The sequence below is a fragment of the Seonamhaeicola sp. ML3 genome (genome assembly GCF_023273855.1).
In the GTDB taxonomy this organism is placed as follows: domain Bacteria; phylum Bacteroidota; class Bacteroidia; order Flavobacteriales; family Flavobacteriaceae; genus Seonamhaeicola.
This window is the reverse complement of record NZ_CP096884.1, coordinates 1,751,333-1,771,240: the sequence shown is the minus strand read 5'-3', so window position 1 is coordinate 1,771,240 and position 19,908 is coordinate 1,751,333. Positions and strand designations below refer to the sequence as shown.

General features: G+C 33.7%; 22 protein-coding genes. 7 read left to right on the top strand and 15 right to left on the bottom strand.

Going from position 1 to position 19,908, the window contains the following annotated elements:
- The first annotated feature begins 15 nt into the window (after window positions 1-15).
- Window positions 16-1,116 carry a DUF4407 domain-containing protein gene (locus M0214_RS08030; protein WP_248722052.1) on the top strand — a complete coding sequence of 367 codons (1,101 nt, stop codon included), beginning with the start codon at window positions 16-18 and terminating at the stop codon, window positions 1,114-1,116.
- Window positions 1,117-1,120: 4 nt separating this feature from the next.
- Here the strand turns inward: M0214_RS08030 and M0214_RS08025 are convergent, their stop codons facing one another.
- Together M0214_RS08025 and M0214_RS08020 are read right to left on the bottom strand one after the other, a co-directional pair.
- Window positions 1,121-1,402, bottom strand: coding sequence for an STAS domain-containing protein (locus M0214_RS08025; protein ID WP_248722051.1), 282 nt, complete (start codon window positions 1,400-1,402; stop codon window positions 1,121-1,123).
- 161 nt (window positions 1,403-1,563) lie between these two features.
- Entirely contained in the window at window positions 1,564-1,842 is a 279-nt protein-coding gene (locus tag M0214_RS08020; protein ID WP_248722050.1) for a hypothetical protein, read from the bottom strand.
- 219 nt (window positions 1,843-2,061) lie between these two features.
- On the opposite strand from M0214_RS08020, the gene M0214_RS08015 reads away from it, so the two are divergent.
- Entirely contained in the window at window positions 2,062-2,499 is a 438-nt protein-coding gene (locus M0214_RS08015; protein WP_248722049.1) for a DUF4440 domain-containing protein, read from the top strand.
- A gap of 155 nt (window positions 2,500-2,654) precedes the next feature.
- On the opposite strand, the gene M0214_RS08010 is transcribed toward M0214_RS08015, so the two are convergent.
- The 7 genes from M0214_RS08010 to M0214_RS07980 form a co-directional block, all read right to left on the bottom strand.
- Complete coding sequence (locus M0214_RS08010; protein WP_248722048.1) at window positions 2,655-3,233, bottom strand: alkylphosphonate utilization protein; 579 nt, start codon at window positions 3,231-3,233, stop codon at window positions 2,655-2,657.
- A 26-nt stretch (window positions 3,234-3,259) separates the two neighbouring features.
- Entirely contained in the window at window positions 3,260-3,619 is a 360-nt protein-coding gene (locus tag M0214_RS08005) for an MmcQ/YjbR family DNA-binding protein (protein ID WP_248722047.1), read from the bottom strand.
- 370 nt (window positions 3,620-3,989) lie between these two features.
- A complete protein-coding gene (locus tag M0214_RS08000) occupies window positions 3,990-4,601 on the bottom strand; it encodes a DUF4230 domain-containing protein (RefSeq protein WP_248722046.1) in 612 nt (203 codons plus the stop codon).
- 4 nt (window positions 4,602-4,605) lie between these two features.
- The gene (locus tag M0214_RS07995; RefSeq protein ID WP_248722045.1) at window positions 4,606-5,352 is read right to left on the bottom strand and encodes a cyclase family protein; all 747 of its coding nucleotides are present in this window, start codon (window positions 5,350-5,352) and stop codon (window positions 4,606-4,608) included.
- 12 nt (window positions 5,353-5,364) lie between these two features.
- A complete protein-coding gene (gene hemW, locus M0214_RS07990) occupies window positions 5,365-6,489 on the bottom strand; it encodes a radical SAM family heme chaperone HemW (RefSeq protein WP_248724943.1) in 1,125 nt (374 codons plus the stop codon).
- A gap of 78 nt (window positions 6,490-6,567) precedes the next feature.
- The gene (ruvC, locus tag M0214_RS07985) at window positions 6,568-7,170 is read right to left on the bottom strand and encodes a crossover junction endodeoxyribonuclease RuvC (protein WP_248722044.1); all 603 of its coding nucleotides are present in this window, start codon (window positions 7,168-7,170) and stop codon (window positions 6,568-6,570) included.
- Window position 7,171: 1 nt separating this feature from the next.
- Window positions 7,172-7,813, bottom strand: a complete 642-nt coding sequence (locus M0214_RS07980) for a cell envelope biogenesis protein OmpA (RefSeq protein WP_248722043.1) — start codon at window positions 7,811-7,813, stop codon at window positions 7,172-7,174.
- Between the two features lie 27 nt (window positions 7,814-7,840).
- Between M0214_RS07980 and M0214_RS07975 the strand changes: the two genes are divergently transcribed.
- Entirely contained in the window at window positions 7,841-8,806 is a 966-nt protein-coding gene (locus tag M0214_RS07975) for a lysylphosphatidylglycerol synthase domain-containing protein (RefSeq protein ID WP_248722042.1), read from the top strand.
- A gap of 3 nt (window positions 8,807-8,809) precedes the next feature.
- Window positions 8,810-9,967, top strand: coding sequence for a glycosyltransferase (locus M0214_RS07970; RefSeq protein ID WP_248722041.1), 1,158 nt, complete (start codon window positions 8,810-8,812; stop codon window positions 9,965-9,967).
- A 9-nt stretch (window positions 9,968-9,976) separates the two neighbouring features.
- Here the strand turns inward: M0214_RS07970 and M0214_RS07965 are convergent, their stop codons facing one another.
- Complete coding sequence (locus M0214_RS07965; protein ID WP_248722040.1) at window positions 9,977-10,393, bottom strand: hypothetical protein; 417 nt, start codon at window positions 10,391-10,393, stop codon at window positions 9,977-9,979.
- A gap of 178 nt (window positions 10,394-10,571) precedes the next feature.
- On the opposite strand from M0214_RS07965, the gene M0214_RS07960 reads away from it, so the two are divergent.
- A complete protein-coding gene (locus tag M0214_RS07960) occupies window positions 10,572-11,075 on the top strand; it encodes a DUF456 domain-containing protein (RefSeq protein ID WP_248722039.1) in 504 nt (167 codons plus the stop codon).
- 260 nt (window positions 11,076-11,335) lie between these two features.
- Here the strand turns inward: M0214_RS07960 and M0214_RS07955 are convergent, their stop codons facing one another.
- The 4 genes from M0214_RS07955 to M0214_RS07940 form a co-directional block, all read right to left on the bottom strand.
- Window positions 11,336-12,010 carry a response regulator gene (locus M0214_RS07955; RefSeq protein ID WP_248722038.1) on the bottom strand — a complete coding sequence of 225 codons (675 nt, stop codon included), beginning with the start codon at window positions 12,008-12,010 and terminating at the stop codon, window positions 11,336-11,338.
- A gap of 10 nt (window positions 12,011-12,020) precedes the next feature.
- Window positions 12,021-13,856 carry a sensor histidine kinase gene (locus tag M0214_RS07950; RefSeq protein ID WP_248722037.1) on the bottom strand — a complete coding sequence of 612 codons (1,836 nt, stop codon included), beginning with the start codon at window positions 13,854-13,856 and terminating at the stop codon, window positions 12,021-12,023.
- A gap of 115 nt (window positions 13,857-13,971) precedes the next feature.
- A complete protein-coding gene (locus M0214_RS07945) occupies window positions 13,972-14,118 on the bottom strand; it encodes a hypothetical protein (protein WP_248722036.1) in 147 nt (48 codons plus the stop codon).
- Between the two features lie 407 nt (window positions 14,119-14,525).
- Window positions 14,526-15,533 carry a LacI family DNA-binding transcriptional regulator gene (locus tag M0214_RS07940; protein ID WP_248722035.1) on the bottom strand — a complete coding sequence of 336 codons (1,008 nt, stop codon included), beginning with the start codon at window positions 15,531-15,533 and terminating at the stop codon, window positions 14,526-14,528.
- Between the two features lie 182 nt (window positions 15,534-15,715).
- Between M0214_RS07940 and M0214_RS07935 the strand changes: the two genes are divergently transcribed.
- Complete coding sequence (locus M0214_RS07935; RefSeq protein WP_248722034.1) at window positions 15,716-18,295, top strand: TonB-dependent receptor; 2,580 nt, start codon at window positions 15,716-15,718, stop codon at window positions 18,293-18,295.
- A gap of 16 nt (window positions 18,296-18,311) precedes the next feature.
- Window positions 18,312-19,115 carry an HAD family hydrolase gene (locus tag M0214_RS07930; RefSeq protein WP_248722033.1) on the top strand — a complete coding sequence of 268 codons (804 nt, stop codon included), beginning with the start codon at window positions 18,312-18,314 and terminating at the stop codon, window positions 19,113-19,115.
- Between the two features lie 29 nt (window positions 19,116-19,144).
- On the opposite strand, the gene M0214_RS07925 is transcribed toward M0214_RS07930, so the two are convergent.
- Window positions 19,145-19,867 (bottom strand): DNA/RNA non-specific endonuclease, encoded by a 723-nt coding sequence (locus M0214_RS07925; protein WP_248722032.1) that lies wholly within the window; start codon window positions 19,865-19,867, stop codon window positions 19,145-19,147.
- Between the last annotated feature and the right edge of the window lie 41 nt (window positions 19,868-19,908).

Below are 19,908 nucleotides of genomic sequence, written 5' to 3'. Positions count from 1 at the left end.
AAAAACGAATCTATTATGTTAAAGCAATTTTTTATCATCTGCTCGGGTGCCGATACAGATATTTTAAACCAATGTTCTAAGGGCGAACAAAACAAATATGTTGGTATAGGCGCTACAGTTTTCTTTACGGCCTTAATGGCATCAATCGCTGCAAGCTATGCACTTTACACGGTATTCGATAACTTATTTGCTGCTATTGTCTTCGGATTGGTTTGGGGGCTTCTAATCTTCAATCTGGACCGCTATATCGTTTCAACAATTAAAAAAACCGGCAATATTACCGATGAACTTATTCAGGCCACTCCAAGACTTATATTGGCTGTAATTATTGCAATTGTTATATCTAAACCTCTTGAGCTGAAAATTTTCCAAAAGGAAATCGACCAAGTCTTGCTAGAACAGAAAAACAAACTAACACTTGATAATAAAACCCAAATTGCCGAACAGTATGCCCCATCAATAACAGATTTAAATAATACCATAGAGTCTTTACGCCTAGAAATAGACACCAAAGAGGCTGAAGTGAACCAGTTATACGACAAATATATTGCCGAGGCCGAAGGAACATCAGGTACTAAACGAGTTGGAAAAGGACCTGTATACAAAGAAAAAAGAGAGAAACATGATGCTCTTTTAACCGAGTTGCAAGCGCTAAAAACCGATAACAAAATAAAAATCAAAGATGCCGAAGCTCAAATTGCAAAACTCAAGACTGACTACGAAACACAGGTAGCTTACTCACAACCTATCATAAACAATTTTGACGGACTAATGGCAAGAGTCAATGCCCTAGGTGAGTTACCTTGGCTTCCGTCGTTCTTTATTTTTCTGCTATTCTTAGCCATAGAAACTTCTCCAATTTTTGCCAAACTATTATCACCAAGAGGAGCCTACGATTTTAAACTTGAAGACCAAGAAACTGCTATAAAAACAGATGTACTTCAAAATAAAAATCAAAGGGGGCACCTACTAAAAACAGACAACTTGATTAACGACCGCATTTATTCAGACATAGAGCAAGAAGAAGAGCTCTACACATATAAGCGGAAAAAAGCAAGAGAACTCATGCAATTACAAGCAGATGCGTTTTTTAAAAACCAAAAAAAATTCCTTTAGTATTTTAGGCAGCGGCGTCGGTAGACTTAAAATGATTGTATAAATCTTTACAGCCGTAACCTACTATAGACAATCTTTTGTCATTATTCAGCGCTTCGTCATGAAGTTCTGCTATAGCTTTAACGCCGTAACGGTCTATACTCTCTACAGCTTCGATACTGATGGTAAGTTGATCGTACTTCTTTAGACCTTTTCGGATAACTCTTTGTAAGTCTACTACGTTTTCTTGATTTAACACACCGGCTAATTCAAAAAAATTACTTGAACTGTTAATTATTAAACCCATAATAGTTGGTATTAAGTTAAATAATAGATTTAGGGAAGTTGGAAGATTATAAAATAATTTCTTACACAACAGTATCAAATATATACATTTATTTCTTTAAAAAACAAATTTTATCGATGAAATACATTTTTTTGATTGAAATTTCCTAAATATAAAAACTATTAAGCAGCAGCGGTTGTCTTAAAATAACTGTATAAATCATTACAGCCGTAACCTATAATCGACAGATTTTTATTTCTATTCTTGGCTTCATTATGTAGGTTAGTAATTGCACTAATACCGTAACGATCCATACTTTCAATACCCTCAATACTTACTTTTAATATATCCGTCTTATCGAAAATATTATCGAATTTTTCTTCAAAAAGGGCAATACTCTCTTTGTTTAAAATTCCTTTAATTTTGAAAAAATTGTTACAGTTGGTAATTCGTAAGTTCATAGCTAGTTTATTTTTTATAATTAACAATAAATTTGAGGGAGAGCAGTGTAGCGTTATCACTGCGATGTAAAAATAAATATACTTTAAGGCAGACCACTATTTATTCGATGAATTTGGCACAACTTTAGATAAAAAATAAATACATGTCAATTTTATCGACAAGCGGTTTCTTTAAAATTAGTTTTCGCTATTTTTACCGAACTCAAGACTTATTTACTTATGAAAAAAATTCTACTCCTTTTTTTATTATGCACAGTGTCATTTAACATTGCCATAGCTCAAAACGATGATGAAAAAAACATAAAAGACATCCAAGCTGTACTAAAATCCCAAAGAATAGCCTGGTCTAAAGACAACATTGAAAAATACATGGAAGGCTATTGGAAAAGTGATTCCTTGGTTTTTTATGGCAGCAATGGTATTGTTCAAGGCTGGGATAACACTTTAGAGCGGTACAAAAAGGCCTATCCAACAAAAGAACATACAGGCAAACTAAACTTTAGAATTAACGCTGTTACAAAAATAGCCGAAGACGCTTATTATGTTTTAGGTGAGTACCACATTAAAAGAGAAGTTGGTAATGCCGATGGTAATTTCATGCTTGTCTTTAAAAAGATAAAGGGTGAGTGGAAAATAATAGCAGACATGTCTACTTAAAACAGTTTTCATTTGAAGAATAGCCAGCTCAACCTTATTTTAATAATATCACTTATCATCACAGCCTTTGGCATAATCACTGGCAAATATTTTTTCCTGTTTCTATTAATTCCCTTCAGTTTTAACTGGTTTACAAAAAACAAAAACAAGAAACCCTAACACCTTTTAATATAATCTGTTACGATAACTATGAGTTGGCTTCCAACTTTACCCTCTATGTGTTTAGCATTTTCATGATCTAACCTAATATTTCTAACGGTAGTTCCTTGTTTAGCAACCATACTAGTGCCTTTTACTTTTAAATCTTTTATTAAAACCACAGAGTCGCCAACTTTAAGCTCGGCACCATTTACATCGCGATGAATTATTTTCTCACTCGAATCCTTATCTTCACCTGTTGCTCTTGCAAAAGCCAATGCTTCATCGCTTAAATACATCATATCAAGCAAATCTTTAGGCCAACCTTCTTCTCTTAATCTTTGAAGCATTCTCCAAGCCATAATTTGAACAGCGATATGCTCACTCCACATACTATCATTCAAACACCGCCAATGGTTGGGATTCATTTCTGCATCGCCTTCTATTTGAGATGTACAAGTATCACAAATCAATACATCATTATCTACATTTTCGTTTAAGGCTGGTGGTATTGTATATTGTTTTAAATGATGTGTTGCTCCACATAATTCACATGTATTTCCACTTCTCTCTATTAAAGTTTGTAGTATGCTCATTTTTATTTTTTAAATAATTCGGGAATTCACAAGCTATCTCTTAGCTTTTTTGGCATCCCTTTTACAACCATTTCATAAGAATGATTTATGAGTTGTTTTAAAAACTGAAAATCCAATTCACCTTCATGAAGATAAACAGTATTCCAATGTTTTTTGTTCATATGATATCCAGGACGAATGCTATTGTATTCGGATCTTAACTCCTCGGCATAATCTGGATTACACTTTAAATTTATAGCAGCCTCACCACGCTCCCACCATTTTAGAGAAACCAAAGCAAACATTTTACCTAAGACTTTAAACACAAGCGTGTCTTCATCGAACGGAAAATCTTCAGTTGTTGCTTTCTTACTCAGGCAACAGGCTCTTATCTCCTCTATGTTCACAATTTCCCTATTAAGATTAAAAAAACAATTAAAAAATTAATCATGAGTCCACACAAATTGACTGCTTTACTAATTTTAAGGTATTCTAAAAATTTAATTAGTATCAAATCCACAATATACCATATAATCGCAATCAACATTAATAAAAATGGAACAACGAAACCAACTGGAGGAGTATGACTATCTATTAATCCATGTTTTAATATTGAATAAACAGAAAAAATAAAGCCCAGTAAGTATATTACTATTTTGACTAAATCATATTTGGAAATCCCCTTCAAACTTTTTGTAATTTTTCTTTGGTTCATAAAGATTTTAAAAACAATTGAGTTAGTCTAACCTTAGACTTATTTTTCCTTTAATACTTCAATCATTTCTTGAGTCTTTTCGAATCATTCCCGAACACCTTCAATGTAGAATAATCTAATTTCCAACCTATAGTTCCTACAATAGTTTCAATTAAATGAATGGTCTCTCTCACTTCGGTTTGCGCAATCTGTATGAGTCCGCTATCAGGGATTTTGTCTTCTATGTGCTGTTTTGCTTCTTTATGTAAATCTGTTAAATCTGCAGCTTCGAATTTATTGAACAACCCATCAGATTTATCATAATAATTTAAATTAGTTTCTATCGATAAAACCTCTGGTTCAGGAAAGTGTTCTAATACAATGGTTTTAGAACCCGTATCAGATCTTAGATGAATTTTGGATAAATCGTACCCCACATGAGCCTTGGCATTAATTACAACTAAGGCCTTTTTTTTACTCGTTATTAGTTTTAAAAACTTCTCCTTTACATCCTCGTAATGGTATATTTCGGCAAAATCGCCTTCAACCGTAATAAATTTACACACCTTTTTTATCTTATCTAAAAGAATAACAGATTGCGCATTAACCAACTGCTTTTTCTTAAAAGCCTTAAAAACAGTTACTAGACCCAAGGTGACTAGAACACTAATTATTATGATAAAAAAAGTTTCCATGCTACTACATTATTTGATACAAAATAGGCTTACTAGGAGTGGCATCGTTTTCGAAAGGCGCAATCATGAGATTAAGTAAATATTCACCGTCTTTTATAGAGTTAGGCACATAAATAAACTCTGTTATAGTGGCATCTAAGCGCAGCTTCCCGTTGGTATTCCAAAACGCATTGTGGGCCAATAGTTTCCCTTCGTCTTTTTCTTTATCGACCGATGGCAAATCTATCAACAAATGCTTAATCCCTTTTTCTTTTAAATATTGTGCAGCCTCTTCTAACAAAAAAGGCGGATTGGTATTTGAATAGTGCTTACTCTTTTTCTCTATTAGATTAGGCGATGTTCTAATAACTATCGCATCTCTTTTTTTATTTCTTAGTGCAGTTTTTAATTGTTTCGCCGAAATAAAAAAATCATCGCCTTCCTTTTCAGGTGCAACGGTGACTACTTCGGCAACAAAAAAATGATGTTTTAAGTTTTTGTTTACCGAATACGCTTCCTCGGTTATATGCCCCACACATTCGGTATGCGTAATATGTGCATGCGGATTAAACTGAATGTTATTAAAATTAACCACTGCACCTTCGGAAACTTTGACAGGCTCACCATCAATTCGCTCTGGAAAAATCTTTGGGTCACCTACATACCAAGCGTTTATGTTTTTTTTAGACATATCTATGGCTATCGAAATATCTAAAGGTTTTGAGACGTCTATCTGTATTTTTCTTGAGTTGTATTGTATAGTAGCAATCATATTCAAATATAACTAAATCATGAATAGTTCTGAAGCTATTCCGTCTACTAAAAACTTACCTTTTGGGGTTGCAACCAACACTTTTTCATTATTTGTATTCAAGGCGAGTAAACCTTCATCAATAAACTTTTTGGATACCGTTGTAAGATGCTCAAGAAAAAACGCTCCAAAATCTGTTTCAACTTTACTAAAAGACACCCCCCAAATGGTTCTTAAACCTGTCATAACATACTCATTAAATCTATCCTGATCAGAAAGTTTTTCAATGACAATAGGCAATTCTTTGTTTCGAATAGCTTTAATATACTTCATATTATTAGACACATTCCAGCTACGTTGGTCACCCATAAATGAATGTGCAGATGGCCCAATACCCAAATACCACTTCCCTTGCCAATAGCTGGTATTGTGTTTTGAGAAGTAATTTGGTTTGCCGAAGTTTGATATTTCATATTGCACAAACCCTTCCGCTTCTGTTCTTTCGACCAGGTGATTAAAATGCTGTAACGCTAAAGCCTCATCTAAAACAGGATACTTACCTTTTTTAATAAAGTTATCTAAAGCTGTTTTAGGCTCAACGGTTAAAGCATAACTAGAAATATGATTTACTCCAAAATTAAAAGTCATATCCAAATTTTCATCCCATTTTTTAAGGGACATCTCTGGAATACCGTAGATCAAATCGATTGTTATATTTTCAAAATATTGCGATGCTTCTTGCAAGCATCTCTTGGCTTCGTAGGCGTTATGTGCCCTATTCATCATTTTTAAATCGTCTTCAAAAAATGATTGAACTCCAATACTTAATCGATTAATTGGAGATGTCGATAATTGAAGTATTTTTTCTGAAGTTAAATCATCTGGGTTGGCTTCAAGAGTAATTTCAGGATTATCAATGACTTCAATATTGTGGCAAACTGTATCAATCAACAACTGTAGTTCATCAGTCTTTAATAATGAAGGGGTTCCTCCACCAAAGTAAATGGTCTCAATGGTTTTTCCCAACAACTCATCTTTTCGAAGTTCTATTTCGGTGACCAAAGCACGAATAAGTTCATCTTTCTTTTTTAATGATGTTGAAAAATGAAAATCGCAATAATGGCACGCCTGCTTACAAAATGGGATATGTATGTAGATGCCTGCCGAAGTTGCCCCTCCTAGCCTCCCCGAAGGAGAGGAAAACTCACTTTCTTGACTAACTCCTTTCACGAAAAGTTACTTTTTATTCTTTCGAAGGTCTATGACTTGTGTCCCCTTAGAGCCCCCTTTGGGGGTTTGGGGGCTATTCTGTTTCACAAAAGCATCCCAACCAGAATAGCTCTTTCCTATGGTAACTTTTCCAGAGTTGTAAAAGTGGCAGACTGCCGCAGCCAAACCATCGGTAGCATCTAAATTTTTCGGTAAAGTTTTTAATCCTAAAAGCCCTTGAAGCATCTTGGCCACCTGTTCTTTACTGGCATTACCGTTTCCTGTAATTGCCATTTTAATTTTTTTGGGTAAATATTCCGTAATGGGTATCTCCCGGCTTAAACCAGCAGCCATGGCAACGCCTTGAGCCCTACCCAATTTGAGCATACTTTGAACATTCTTACCGTAAAATGGCGCCTCAATAGCAATTTCATCTGGATTGTAGGTATCTATAAGTTGAATGGTACGCTCAAAAATGTATTTCAGTTTTAAATAGTGGTCGTTATATTTCTTTAAGTCCAATTCATTTAATTGAAGGAACTCCATACGCTTACCAACCACTTTTATAAGGCCAAAGCCCATAATGGTAGTTCCTGGATCTATCCCTAATATAATTTTTTCCTCTGCCATATTATTGATTGCAAAAATAACATCCACTTAGTGAAACGGAAGCACCAAAGGTAATAGATAAAACGTTCCCATTGAATGACCCAAACCCGCTTTCTACAGGACTAAAGTCTTTTCCAAAACCACTTGTATAAGATATATCCGTGAAAACCGATAAGGTATCCGAAAGCCCGTAATGCAACTGTGCTCCTAACAACAAGTTAATAAAAGACACTTTATTTTGGGTATAGTTGTCAAGAGGCTTTACCATAGTGTATCCAGGTCCTAAATGCAAAAAAACGCCCATTCTGGGTGGTAAAAAACTTAAAACATTATTGGCATCAACAACAAATAAGGCATTAACCCTTGAGTAATTTAATTTAAAACGCTCTGTATTCGTTGCATTTTTTATCCGGCTGAAACTATAACTTAATTTAGCTCCTAACTTTGGCTTGAACATATACTGCACACCTAAATCTACAGTTGGAAAATTTACAGGTTTTCCCTCAAAACTCCCCACAAACCCATTACTGGACGGGTTATTAATACCCAAAGCGAATTGGGCTTTAATCATACTAGTCCCTTCTTGAGACAGAACATTATTTACAAACATTAAAGAACATAATAAACCAAATAATGCTTTATAAATTCTAAAACCTAATACCATAAGTTAAATAATGGTTTAATTTGCACAATGAACCGCTCGAACTCTTACAAATCTAAGCAATTCTTTTTTGTGCTTATTAAGTTAAGTATTGTTGTATGGGCATTTTACTTTATAATAAATAAACTAGCCAACAACTCTGAATTACGTTTTTCGGATTTCATTAATTATTTATCTAAAAAGAATATTTTTTTCTTAAAAAACGGCTGCTTATTACTCCTCTTAAGTATTGCAAATTGGTTTTTAGAGATTTTAAAATGGCAAATATTAGCTTCGGTTGTGGAAAAAATAAGATTCAAAAATGCTATGGCGCAAAGTTTAGGGGCTTTAACTGCATCGATAATAACACCCAACAGAATTGGCGAATACGGTGCAAAAGCTATTTTTTACCCAAAAGGTTCAAGAAAACGAATTATGCTCCTCAACCTAGTAGGTAACCTATCGCAAATGTTGGCTACTATTATTTTTGGTGTTATTGGTTTATCTCTGTTCATTTCCAACTATAACATTAATCTTGACTACACTACATTTTATAAAGTTTTAGTCATTACACTTCTAATTATTGCTATTATTGGTTTTGGTATTAAAAAAAGTAAGTTTACCGTTAAAGGGTTTTCAATGGAAAAGATTAGACACTCACTAATAAACTTATCTAAAAAGGTACTCCTTAAAACGCTTTTATTGTCTATTTTACGTTATGTAATCTTCTCATTTCAATTCTATTTTTTTCTACATATTTTCAATGTAGAAATGGGTTATTTAAATGCCATGACCATAATTTCCTCAATGTACTTACTAGCTTCGGTAATCCCGTCTATTACCATTTTTGATGTGGTTATAAAAGGAAGTGTGGCCCTATTTCTCTTTTCATTTGCTAATGTAGAGGGGCTGACAATTTTAAGCATTACTACGCTTATGTGGATTTTCAATTTTGTGATCCCCAGTTTGTTTGGCAGTTACTACGTTCTTAATTTCAAACTACCAAAAGCCGTCTAAAACATGCTGTTATTGAGCGCTATAGTAGTCTTGGCTTACTCCCTTTTAATAGGAAGCTTTGTATGGGGATTTGACAAAGTCAACGTTTTTAAACTAGCGGAATCTCCTCCTAAAACTAGCTTTTCTGTAGTTATTCCTTTTAGAAATGAAGCCGAAAATTTACCAGGCTTGCTCGAGTCGATTTCAAAATTAAAATATCCCAAACATAAATTCGAAATTATTTTTGTTGATGACGATTCTAATGATGGTTCTACTGAAATCATTGAAAGATTCTTTTTAAAATTTCGGGATGATAACACAAAAGATTTCGACTGCACTCAACCTGACGTCAGGGTGATTAAAAATGAAAGAACATCTAATTCCCCAAAAAAGGATGCTATTACCACGGCCGTGAAACAAGCCAAGAATGAATGGATAATGACCACCGATGCCGATTGTATATTACCTGAATTCTGGTTGAATAGTTTCGATGCATTCATTCAAAAAAAACACCCTAAATGTATTGCTGGCCCAGTTACTTATCAATCAGCCCGTACTTTTTTTGAAAAATTTCAGCTATTGGATTTTCTTAGTCTTCAAGGGGCTACTATTGGTGGATTCGGACTCAAAAAACCTTTTATGTGTAATGGTGCTAATTTTGCATACCAAAAATCGCTTTTTAAAGCACTCAATGGCTTTGACGGCAACTCGAATATAGCGAGTGGTGATGACGTTTTCTTTTTAGAAAAAGTAGCAACTACGTACCCAAAAGATTTAAATTACCTAAAATGCGAACAAGCTGTAGTAGTCACAAAACCTCAACCTACTTGGAGTTCATTAATACAACAGCGAATAAGATGGGCTTCTAAAGCAAGTGGCTATAAAAACACATTTGGCAAATTAACAGGATTGATTGTTTTAATGGCTAACGCTTTAATTTTAGTATTAGGACTGCTCTGTGGGTTAGACTTATTCGAGTTTAAAATCCTATTTTATTTTTTGATGATGAAATTCGTGATAGATGCTATACTAATTTATAAATCGGCTATATTCTTCAACAAAAAAGAAGCTCTGTTAAGTTACTTAAGCGCTTTTTTAGTATATCCTTTTTTTAGTGTCTATGTTGCTTTATTATCCATGTTCAAGACCTACAAGTGGAAAAACAGGAACTTTAGAAAATAATCTAAGAATCTATTCCACGTTAATCACTAAAGGCAATTTAAACGCTGTTTTTACCGGAATAGACCACTTATTAGCTGGAAAAACCTCAGGAAGGGAATCTAAACTTTCACTTATCAATGCGTTTATATTCGGTATCTCTGAAATCGTTAGGCTACCAATCTTGGTGTTCAATAAAGTTAGGTCTCCTTTTTCCGAAACATTAAAATACAACTCTAAGGTGTCGTGAATATCTTGAGTTACAACAATCAATTCACTTTCCAAAGACTTAAGTATGTGCGAAGACAAATAGTGTTCAAAACACTGCTTCTTTTCACTCTTGGAAATCAGGGAATCGCATGCCGAAAATGACGGATAAGTATCGACATCGTTCCAATCGAAAGTTTTTAGTTCCTCGTTTAAAATAGCCTCTGAAGTGGTTTTTTTCACCTCAAAAAATTGACATGAGGTGCACAAAAAAAGCATTAACAAAATGAGAGGGTATTTCATGGACTAAATCTGTACCCGAAAAGTACGATTTTTTGCGGGTTTAATTTGCCTTTATATTCTTTAAGTAACATTTCCATCGTTTTGGGGTCTAATGAGTAGAAAAAAGAAATGACTTACTATGGATATATTTTTAATTATTATTTCAGTGCTACTAATGGTTTTAGGAATTATTGGTAGTTTTTTACCAGTACTTCCAGGCCCTTTAACCAGTTGGATAGGCCTATTAACTTTACATTTATCGAAATCGGTTCCCATGGATAAAACCTTTTTAGCAATTACTCTGGTTGTTGCTATTTTAATTTGGCTCTTAGACTATATCATCCCTGCTATTGGCACCAAACGCTTTGGGGGATCTAAATACGGTATGATAGGAACATCTATAGGTCTAATAGTAGGACTTATTGCACCTATCCCTTTTGGGATAATTATAGGTCCGTTTATAGGCGCCTATTTGGGTGAGCTTATAAATAAGAATGATTCTAAAACTGCCATGAAAGCAGCCTTTGGATCTTTTATTGGTTTTGTTACCTCTACCCTTTTAAAATTTATAGTGGCTTTAATTTATTTTGGACTGTTCCTAGATATATTATGGACCTATAAAGACACAATCTTTACTTTTTAAAAAAAGAAGAGCCCTGTGGGTCTCTCACCTCCACAGGGCTATAAATTGCTATTATCAACAAAAAAAAATTGAGGGATTAATTAATTTTTTTGAAGTGTTGACACTCAAATATAATCAAATCATTTCTATTTTTACTGCGGAAAAACCGTAAAATTTTTACGGTTTTACTATACTTTTAAGCAAACATGCCCCTTTTCAGACTCCTAAAAAGTTAGTTTTTTTTCAAAAAAAAATTCAAATCTCAAAAAAAGTAGTAATCCCTATACAAAGCCTCTTTTACGGGCTTCGCTAAGTAAAGTTTCGTCTTGACCATCTTCAACTGAAAAAATCTCTTTGAGTTGCTTTTTTCTTTTTTCTACAGCACTAAGTGAAATCCCTAAATGTGTGGCTAAATTCTTAGTTTTTACGCCTTGTGATAGTAGATGTAGAATCTTTCGGTTTTTCTCATCGATAACAATATCACTAGTTATCGTTTTTCTAATAAAACTATTGACAGTACCGCTGTAAAAAGGCGGATTATTCAAAACAGCCTGAAATGCACTGGCAAGCTCACTGGACGTTAAATCACTTTTTATTAGAAAGCCTTCAGGATTTATACTTTTAATAATATTATGTATTCTAAAGGGCTCGTTAAACATGGTTAGAACCACTATTTTAGAATTAGGCAATATTTTCCTGGCATATTCTGCTAAATCTTCACCAGAATTCATTCTTCCATCTTTAGAAGGGGGCAAACTAATATCAACAAAAAGCATATCGTACGGTCGCTCTTCGTTGATGGATTTTTCCATAAACTTTACGGCCTCATCGCAGTTATTAGCTATGTTAATCAACAACTCTTGATGCTCTTTTTTGGTAAATAAAAGCGTATTTTGATAACCTTCAATTATCATTGGATGGTCATCAATCATTAAAATTCTAATCTTTTCAGTCATTTATTTATCGTTAGGGTATTGGCACTTCAATTGTAACCGTTGTACCAACATTTATCTGAGATGATATAGCGAGAGTTCCGTTTATTTCATTGATTCTTGAGTTAATATTTTTTAAACCTATGCCAGATCTTGTCTTATTAACATTAAAGCCAGAACCATCATCGATGATAATTAACCAAATTACGTTATTTTTTAATTTAAAACTAATGTCTACGTTAGAAGCATTAGCATGCTTGTGTATGTTATGGAGTGTTTCCTGTATAATTCTGTAGATGTGAATTTTCTTTTTATTGGATAAATCCTCCCATATTATAGATTCATCGTATTGCAATAAACTTTTAAGTCCATAAACCTGTGTTTGTGTATCGAGTAAAGTTTTTATAATGTCAATAAACCCTGCACCAGAAACAAAATCGGTATTTAATTCGTGGGAAACCTTTCTAATATCCTGCTCTATATCCTTGAGCTGTTCAATGTACTGTCCGCGGGTTTTAATGGCTTCTTCAGAATTGTTGAAATTTAAACTATCTAAACTTAATCGGGTACCAAATAATCGTCCCAATACACCATCATGCAATTCTTCTGATATTCTTTTCTTTTCTAGTGTTCTTGCTTCTTCTATACTTTCATTTTGAGATAACATAAGGTTATAAATTTCCTCATTGGCCTCTTGTTGCTTTTGAATAAATTTCAACTCTTTGTTTTTATTTCTCTGCATAATTACCAAATACAACAAAAATGATGTCATAATCACAACAACAGAAATTATAAGCAACCACATTCGCTCTTTGGAAATCCTTATATTTTCTTGTTCAATTTGATCCGTTTCATATCTAATTCTAGCAAACTTATTTCTTACCCTTCGTTCAACTTTGAGTAAACTATCGCTCAGTTTTACATAATCCTTCAAATGCTTTGCGGCAATATCTCCTTCTTCTATTTTAGACAGTAAAAAAAGTGAAATCAGGTAATCATCATTATGATAGTTTTGAGCTATATCTTTTGCAGAATAAGCATAAAACTTAGCCGAATCTTTCATACCAACATCATTATAATACTCTGCTAAATGTTGATTTATAATAATAGAATTGTATCCCTTTGGACTTATGCTATCTGTAATTCTAAGGGCGTTTAAATATAAATCGGGCAACTGTTCCCTTTGGTTAGAGAGATACAAAGTATGTGCATAATTATCTAAAACTAGTGCATATACTTCTGGTCTATCTACAAGTAAGTTCTTATCTCCTAATATTTCACTATATTCCTCAAGAGCTAAATCATATCTACCAGATTTCTTATAGGATAATGCCAAATTATTTTTTGAGTTAACGAGCGTAGCTTTATTATTTCCTCTTAGCTTTTTCTTTAACTCTATAGCCTTCTCGTAATATTCAACTGATTCTTCATATTGTTCCAGCTGACCGAAAGCTAATCCAAGGTTATTGTATATAAACGATTTATACTTTTGCACCTCATTAGTTTCCTTTAGTGATTCGAGTAATGATATAGCTTCAATAGAAGTAACCTCACAACCTGTAAAATCTTTTTCATTACATTGAATTACGGCTATTCCATAAAGTGTAATTGCTGTCTTAAATTTATCTCTTGTGCCTTTGTATAGTTTTTCAGCTTTTTGGTAATGGTAGTATGCACTATCGCCTAAAAAATTATACCTGTAAATTTCACCAACTTTATAATGGGCATCTGCCAACAAAGTAGAATCTTTTATAGAAGTATCAGCAATTATTCTTTGAATAGAATCTACTTTTTCTAAATCATTTATCCTCTGAGCTTGGGATAAATTAATGAATAGGAAAATGAAAATGGATGAGAGTATAAATTTCAAAAAATAAAAAATTACGATTTATCAAAAATATTTATAATTTTTTAAATAATTAAAAACAAAAAGCTCCTTGCTATTAGCAAGGAGCCTTTGTATATAAATGTTATGGAATTAAGAATTAATCTTGAATACCACCTCCGGTAAAACGGGTTACTGTTGTAGGAACATCAGTTAGTACATCATCTTCGTTTAAGTCTTGTTTTGTACAAGATGTTAATGCTGCAAAAAATACGGCTACAAGTAAAGTAATTTTTAAGGCTTTCATATCATTTTCGATTTAAGGTTATACTATTTTCTCTATTTAATTTTTTCAATAAAATTCTTAACTAAGATTCTGTCAAGACAAAATCCTTGTTGAGGGAAAATGGAATAATTAACTTCAAAATCGAATGCGCGAAAGCAAACAGATTTTTATAAATTTTGAGGGAATGACCAGTTTAAATGGTCTAAAAATGGATTAATTGGCTTAACGTGCTGAGGGGAAAATTAAATGTGCTCATTAAGCTCCTGACCAAAGTAGTTTGAACATCCAATTGAAAAACAAAAAAATCGATGAAATACATTTTTTAACGATAAAACACATCGTTAAACTGCATAACATGAAAATATGTAGAATATAGAGTAATTTTAGAAAGTTTATTCTTACTTATTAGTATGTAAGATTTTAACAGCTTACTTCTCTAAAGTTGACTTAGATTTTATTAAACTTGTTTTTATAATCTTAGTCTTTACATCTTCGTTTAAGTGCATATTTTCTAATCTACGAATAAGCATAGCGGCAGCATTAGCCCCAATAACTTTTGCATGTTGCCTTATAGTAGTTAGTCTTGGAACCGCATGACCAGCATCCCCTCTACTGGCAAAACCCACAACAGATAAATCTCTTGGCACTTTTTTACCTAAATTTACAGCAACATTTATGGCTATTATGGCAGAACTATCTGCCGAAATCAACCCATCGATATCTTTATTCTTTTTTAGAAAAGACTTGATTTTCTTTTGGTGATCGTCTTTTTTTTTAATTTCAAGAACCAATGGTTCCTGTTTTTTTGCTTCTAAAATGGCCTTTGTATACCCACGTTCTCTAAGTTTACCTACACTCAATCCGTGAATACTACTTACGAAAGCAATTTTTTTACGGTTTTCTGCCATAAGTCTTTGTGTGGCGTTATAGGTTGCATCGAAATCATCCACAATTACTTTATCGCACATTACATCATGAGCAACTCTATCGAACATTACAATTGGCAAACCTTTATTAATAGTTTGACGAAAATGATCAACTTCATTTTTTTCTTGGGTTTCTTCGGCTACAGAGAGAATAAAGCCATCTACACTACCATTGTCCAAAATTTGTAGACTTTCTTTTTCCTTCTCTAGAGATTCATTAGAAATACATGTTATTATGTTATAGCCCAACTTAGCGGCTTCACGTTCTATTCCAAAAAGAACTTTTGCTAAAAAGTGATTTAGAATATTAGGTATAATAACCCCTATAGTTTTAGTTTTATTCTGTTTTAAACTAAGTGCTACTTTATTAGGTTTATAGTTATAAAGTTGAGCCAATTCCTTAACACGCCTTACTGTTTCTTCACCAATTTCCTCACTATTGTTCAAAGCTTTAGAAACCGTAGAAATCGAGACATTTAATTCTTTAGCCAACTGTTTAAGTGTAACCATATTTTATACCTGTTTATCCTGAAACGCAATTTACAAAATTAGTTGGTCTGTAAATAATAATCTATTGCCACTTATTGTTAATTTTCAATGACGTCTTTATAAATTGTTTAGATAAGACACTTTAATCTTAAACTATACCTTACATTTGTTGGCTTTAAAGTTAAAATCACAAGACAGATTAAATGAAAATCAAGCTTTCACTTCTTACAGTTTTATTACTAAACCTAATTGCCTATGCTCAAAAGGGAAGCATTGGTGGGAATATAACAGATTATGAGACTGGTGAACCTATACCTTATGCAACTGTAATAGTAAAGAGCAGCTTAAAAGGCGCGAGCGGCATATATGGTTCAATCTCCTCTGAAAGCGGAGACTTTTTGGTAAAAGGCTTACCGAACGGAAGTTATAGGCTTGAGGTTTCCTTTATTGGCTTTCAAACTACCAAAATAAAAGACATCATTATTTCAAAAGAAAATCTTAATGTAAATGTTGGGAAGGTTTCTATTAAAGCTCAAAGCGAAGCCTTAGATGCTGTTACTGTTAAGGCACAAACCAAAACATCTGTAACAAAAATCGATAGAAAGATTTACAATGCTAGTGACTTTGAAACTGCCAAAGGTGGAAATGCAGCCGATTTACTCAATAAACTACCTTCTATTACAGTAGATCCTAGCGGAAATATATCGGTAAGAGGCACTCAAGATTTCATGGTATACCTCAATGGAAAACCTACAAATATCAACCCATCGGTTTTGTTAGCTCAAATTCAATCGAACGATATAAGCAAAGTAGATGTCATTACGGTTCCCACGGCTAGATATGATGCACAAGGTAAAGGAGGAATCATAAACTTAACCACGAAAAAAAATATAAACCAAGGTTTTTCAGTATCAGTTAACGGATTATTTGGAGGTGCACCTTGGGCTAACCTTACAGATACCTACAGCGGCCATAAATTAAAAGATGATAGATACGGTGGAGGTTTTAATATATCCTACGGTAAAAAAAACCTAACTGTTTATGGGGGTTTTAATTATAACATGAGAAATGTAAATGGTAAACGCTCTGGAGAAGCTCGTGTTTTTGTTGATGCCCCAGAGGGTGACTTTTTTCATATGAATGCTAAAAACGGGCAACGCCCCGAGTGGTACGAAAACTATACCTCTAACGCTGGACTAGATATTGATTTATCGAAAAACAAAAAGCTATCGCTCTCCTATTTCTATGGTAAAAGAAACGAAGGAAGAGCTGCTTATTACATTTACAACACCTTCTTTGCAGATGCAAACCAAGATAATAAAGATTTAAGTTCAGAACTTTTCATGTATAACCCTAATATAGATAATAGATATGGGGAGTATAACACACTAAACCTGGACTATTCGGTACAGCTAGAAAATAATGCCAATTTTAAAATTGCTGGTGCCTATGAGAGCTCTAAACTAAGCAGGGCATTGAATAATAAAAACTTCTTTTACAATTCCAGAGAGGCGGTTGATAACGACATTGCCAACAATTACACGAATGCGTTCCAGGCCGATGACTATTCGCTTTCTGATAATACACCTTTAAAAGGCTTACGCTTTAACGCCGATTACGAAAAAGAAATTGATGACTTTAGCGCTTTTGGTGCCGGAACACAAATTCAGTATACAAATATTGAAGGTGCTTTTGATTTTAACAATACGCTAGTTACAAAGAATTTAGACAATACTATCGATTTAACAAGAACGGTTTACGCTGGCTACATAGATTATTCTGCCCAAATAGGTAAATTAAGCTATATACTGGGCTTGAGAGCAGAATACGGTGACCAAACCTTAGAAAATGGCACAACAGATTATGTGCCCATTTTTGGAACTGATTTGCAAAAGAACTATACACAAAAGCAATTAGACCTATTCCCTTCAGCTCATTTTAGCTACGCATTTAACGATTCCAATAAGTTGACTATGGCTGGAAGTAGAAGAATAAACAGAGCCTCTGTGACTAAACTTGCGCCTTTTTTATATCGCAGGCATTTCGAGGTCTATGTGGTAGGCGACCCAGAATTAGAGTCTGAATATTTAAATAATGTAGAAGTAACATACGACACCTCTCTAGGCAAAAACACCATAAGCTTAACGGGTTTTTATAGAGGTACCGATAATACCGTGTTTAGGGTAAATACTGTTACCACAGCTATTGAAAACCCAGAGTTAAATGCTATCTTACAGGAAGACGTTCTTATCCGTTCCTACACCAATGCTGGGAATTCAACGTCATTAGGAGGAGAGTTAAACATTAACATAATTCCTAGCTCTTGGGCTAAATTATTTATTGGTGGTTCTTTGTACAACTACCAAATAAAGGGGGAAGTTTTCGGCTTTAATGTAGACCAAAACAGCACCAACTGGTCGTTAAAAGGCAATGCGAATTTTACGATTTCAGATAAGCTAAGGTTCAATTATGATTTCAGTAGAATTTCTAATACGGTTACCTCACAAGGACAGAACGATGCTTTTTCGGTTTCTAATATTGCATTGAGTTATCAACCAAATACTGCTTGGGATATCGCCATTAGAGGATTAGATATTTTTGCGCAAAACAATCAAGGTTTAGACACCAATGCTTTTAATGCCGCCAACCAACAGATTTTCTATCAAGAAACCTTATACGAAAGAAACGGACCAGTATTTGAACTTGGGGTTACCTACGCTTTAAACACAAACCAAAAAAAGAGAAAAACTAAAGATTTTCAAGGCAACAAACACTTCAAATAATAGCACATTTCATAACATGGATTTTTCAAAAGTAAAATTAGTAGTTACAGATATGGACGGCACCTTGCTAAATGACCAAGGCATAGTGAGCTCTAAATTTTTTAATCAATTTCCAAAACTGAAAGCATTAAACGTTCACTTTGTTGCTGCTAGTGGCAGACAATTTCAAAGTATTGCCAATAAACTAAACCCCATAAAAGACCAAATCTCCATAATTGCCGAAAATGGCGGTATTATGCAGTGTAATAATCAAATTGATGTTTTACTTAAACTCTCTAGACAAAACGTTTTAAAGTCTGTTGAAACCTTAAGAACAGTCGAGAACTGTTATACTGTTTTATGCGGTGCCAAGTCTGCTTACATTGAAACGAAAGATGCTTTTTTTATTGATAAGTTCAAGGAATATTACAATGCCTATAAAATTGTGGATGACTTAACAACAATTGAAGATGATGATATTTTAAAAATTGCTGTTTATCATGCAGAGTCTTCAGAAAAATTTATTTTTCCACACACTAAACATCTAGCAAATGAACTAGAACTCACGGTATCTTCACAAAATTGGCTGGACATCTCTCATCCTGAAGCAAATAAAGGCTATGCCTTAAAAAAACTTCAAAAGAAGATGGGTGTTACAAAAGAAGAAACTTTAGTCTTTGGCGATTACAATAACGATATTGAAATGTTACAATTGGCAGACTTTAGCTATGCCATGGAAAATGCACACCCTAACGTTAAACAAACGGCCCGCTTTGTAACTAAAAGTAATAATGAAGATGGTGTGGAAGTTATTTTAGATGAGTTAATCTACCAGAAATAATTGTTTCCTAGATTTTAGTAGTTTGGAAATTATAGCTTCCACATCTTTTTAATTTTATTCTTTTTACCCATAATTTTAGTTCCCTTTAGGGTTTCCCATAAAAATAAACCTGAGACTTTTTCGACTTTAGAGGTCTCTACTAAAAAGTCTTCAAGCGGTGCATTAGTCTTTTCGTTGGGAATAATAAACGACCACATATAAATAGTTCCTGTATTTCGCTCTGTAAGCACCGACTTAAAAAAAGCATGTGGAATGGGAAGCGATACTTTAATATTGGGATCGTCATCACCCATCATAATAACCTCTTGGTCGAAGTAGAACAATGGTCCAGAAATCACATACGTTTCAAACACCTTTTCATCACTATCTAAATGCCTTACAGCTTCCTCGAGGCGCTTCCAAACACCGCTATTAAACTCAGGAACTTGCGGACACATATTAGAGAGTAAAAAAGTTTCACTATTCTGAATTTTAGTTTCAATTTGATTGGCACTAGCCACTAAATGCCCTCTATCAAAACCAGAATTAACATAGACTTCCTTATCGGCCCTAAACTTCTCTGGTATCCTATAATCTGAGCGAAAATGGTCTTTCCTTGCGACATTAGTAAAGTCTGGATCTACAATTTCGAGTGCCCACTTAGCCTGTCTAAAATAGTAAGAGTAGCCTAAAACATAATGCCTATTATAAAGAATTTGGTCTGCTTCTGGCAAACCATATCTGGTTTCCCGTTTTAAATTTGGGTGGTTCATTTTAAAGTATCTTATTCAATGGTTCTTAGAAACTCAAAATT

Bases quoted from the DNA above. Each gene is read 5' to 3' on its own strand.
- M0214_RS07930 (WP_248722033.1), top strand. From the start codon at position 18,312: ATGGATTTTTCAAAAGTAAAATTAGTAGTTACAGATATGGACGGCACC.
- M0214_RS07970 (WP_248722041.1), top strand. From the start codon at position 8,810: ATGCTGTTATTGAGCGCTATAGTAGTCTTGGCTTACTCCCTTTTAATA.
- M0214_RS07945 (WP_248722036.1), bottom strand. From the start codon at position 14,118: ATGAAAGCCTTAAAAATTACTTTACTTGTAGCCGTATTTTTTGCAGCA.
- M0214_RS07925 (WP_248722032.1), bottom strand. From the start codon at position 19,867: ATGAACCACCCAAATTTAAAACGGGAAACCAGATATGGTTTGCCAGAA.
- M0214_RS07940 (WP_248722035.1), bottom strand. From the start codon at position 15,533: ATGGTTACACTTAAACAGTTGGCTAAAGAATTAAATGTCTCGATTTCT.
- M0214_RS08020 (WP_248722050.1), bottom strand. From the start codon at position 1,842: ATGAACTTACGAATTACCAACTGTAACAATTTTTTCAAAATTAAAGGA.
- M0214_RS07960 (WP_248722039.1), top strand. From the start codon at position 10,572: ATGGATATATTTTTAATTATTATTTCAGTGCTACTAATGGTTTTAGGA.
- M0214_RS08015 (WP_248722049.1), top strand. From the start codon at position 2,062: ATGAAAAAAATTCTACTCCTTTTTTTATTATGCACAGTGTCATTTAAC.
- M0214_RS07975 (WP_248722042.1), top strand. From the start codon at position 7,841: ATGAACCGCTCGAACTCTTACAAATCTAAGCAATTCTTTTTTGTGCTT.
- M0214_RS08025 (WP_248722051.1), bottom strand. From the start codon at position 1,402: ATGGGTTTAATAATTAACAGTTCAAGTAATTTTTTTGAATTAGCCGGT.
- M0214_RS08010 (WP_248722048.1), bottom strand. From the start codon at position 3,233: ATGAGCATACTACAAACTTTAATAGAGAGAAGTGGAAATACATGTGAA.
- M0214_RS07995 (WP_248722045.1), bottom strand. From the start codon at position 5,352: ATGATTGCTACTATACAATACAACTCAAGAAAAATACAGATAGACGTC.
- M0214_RS08000 (WP_248722046.1), bottom strand. From the start codon at position 4,601: ATGGAAACTTTTTTTATCATAATAATTAGTGTTCTAGTCACCTTGGGT.
- M0214_RS07955 (WP_248722038.1), bottom strand. From the start codon at position 12,010: ATGACTGAAAAGATTAGAATTTTAATGATTGATGACCATCCAATGATA.
- M0214_RS07980 (WP_248722043.1), bottom strand. From the start codon at position 7,813: ATGGTATTAGGTTTTAGAATTTATAAAGCATTATTTGGTTTATTATGT.
- ruvC (WP_248722044.1), bottom strand. From the start codon at position 7,170: ATGGCAGAGGAAAAAATTATATTAGGGATAGATCCAGGAACTACCATT.
- M0214_RS07935 (WP_248722034.1), top strand. From the start codon at position 15,716: ATGAAAATCAAGCTTTCACTTCTTACAGTTTTATTACTAAACCTAATT.
- M0214_RS08030 (WP_248722052.1), top strand. From the start codon at position 16: ATGTTAAAGCAATTTTTTATCATCTGCTCGGGTGCCGATACAGATATT.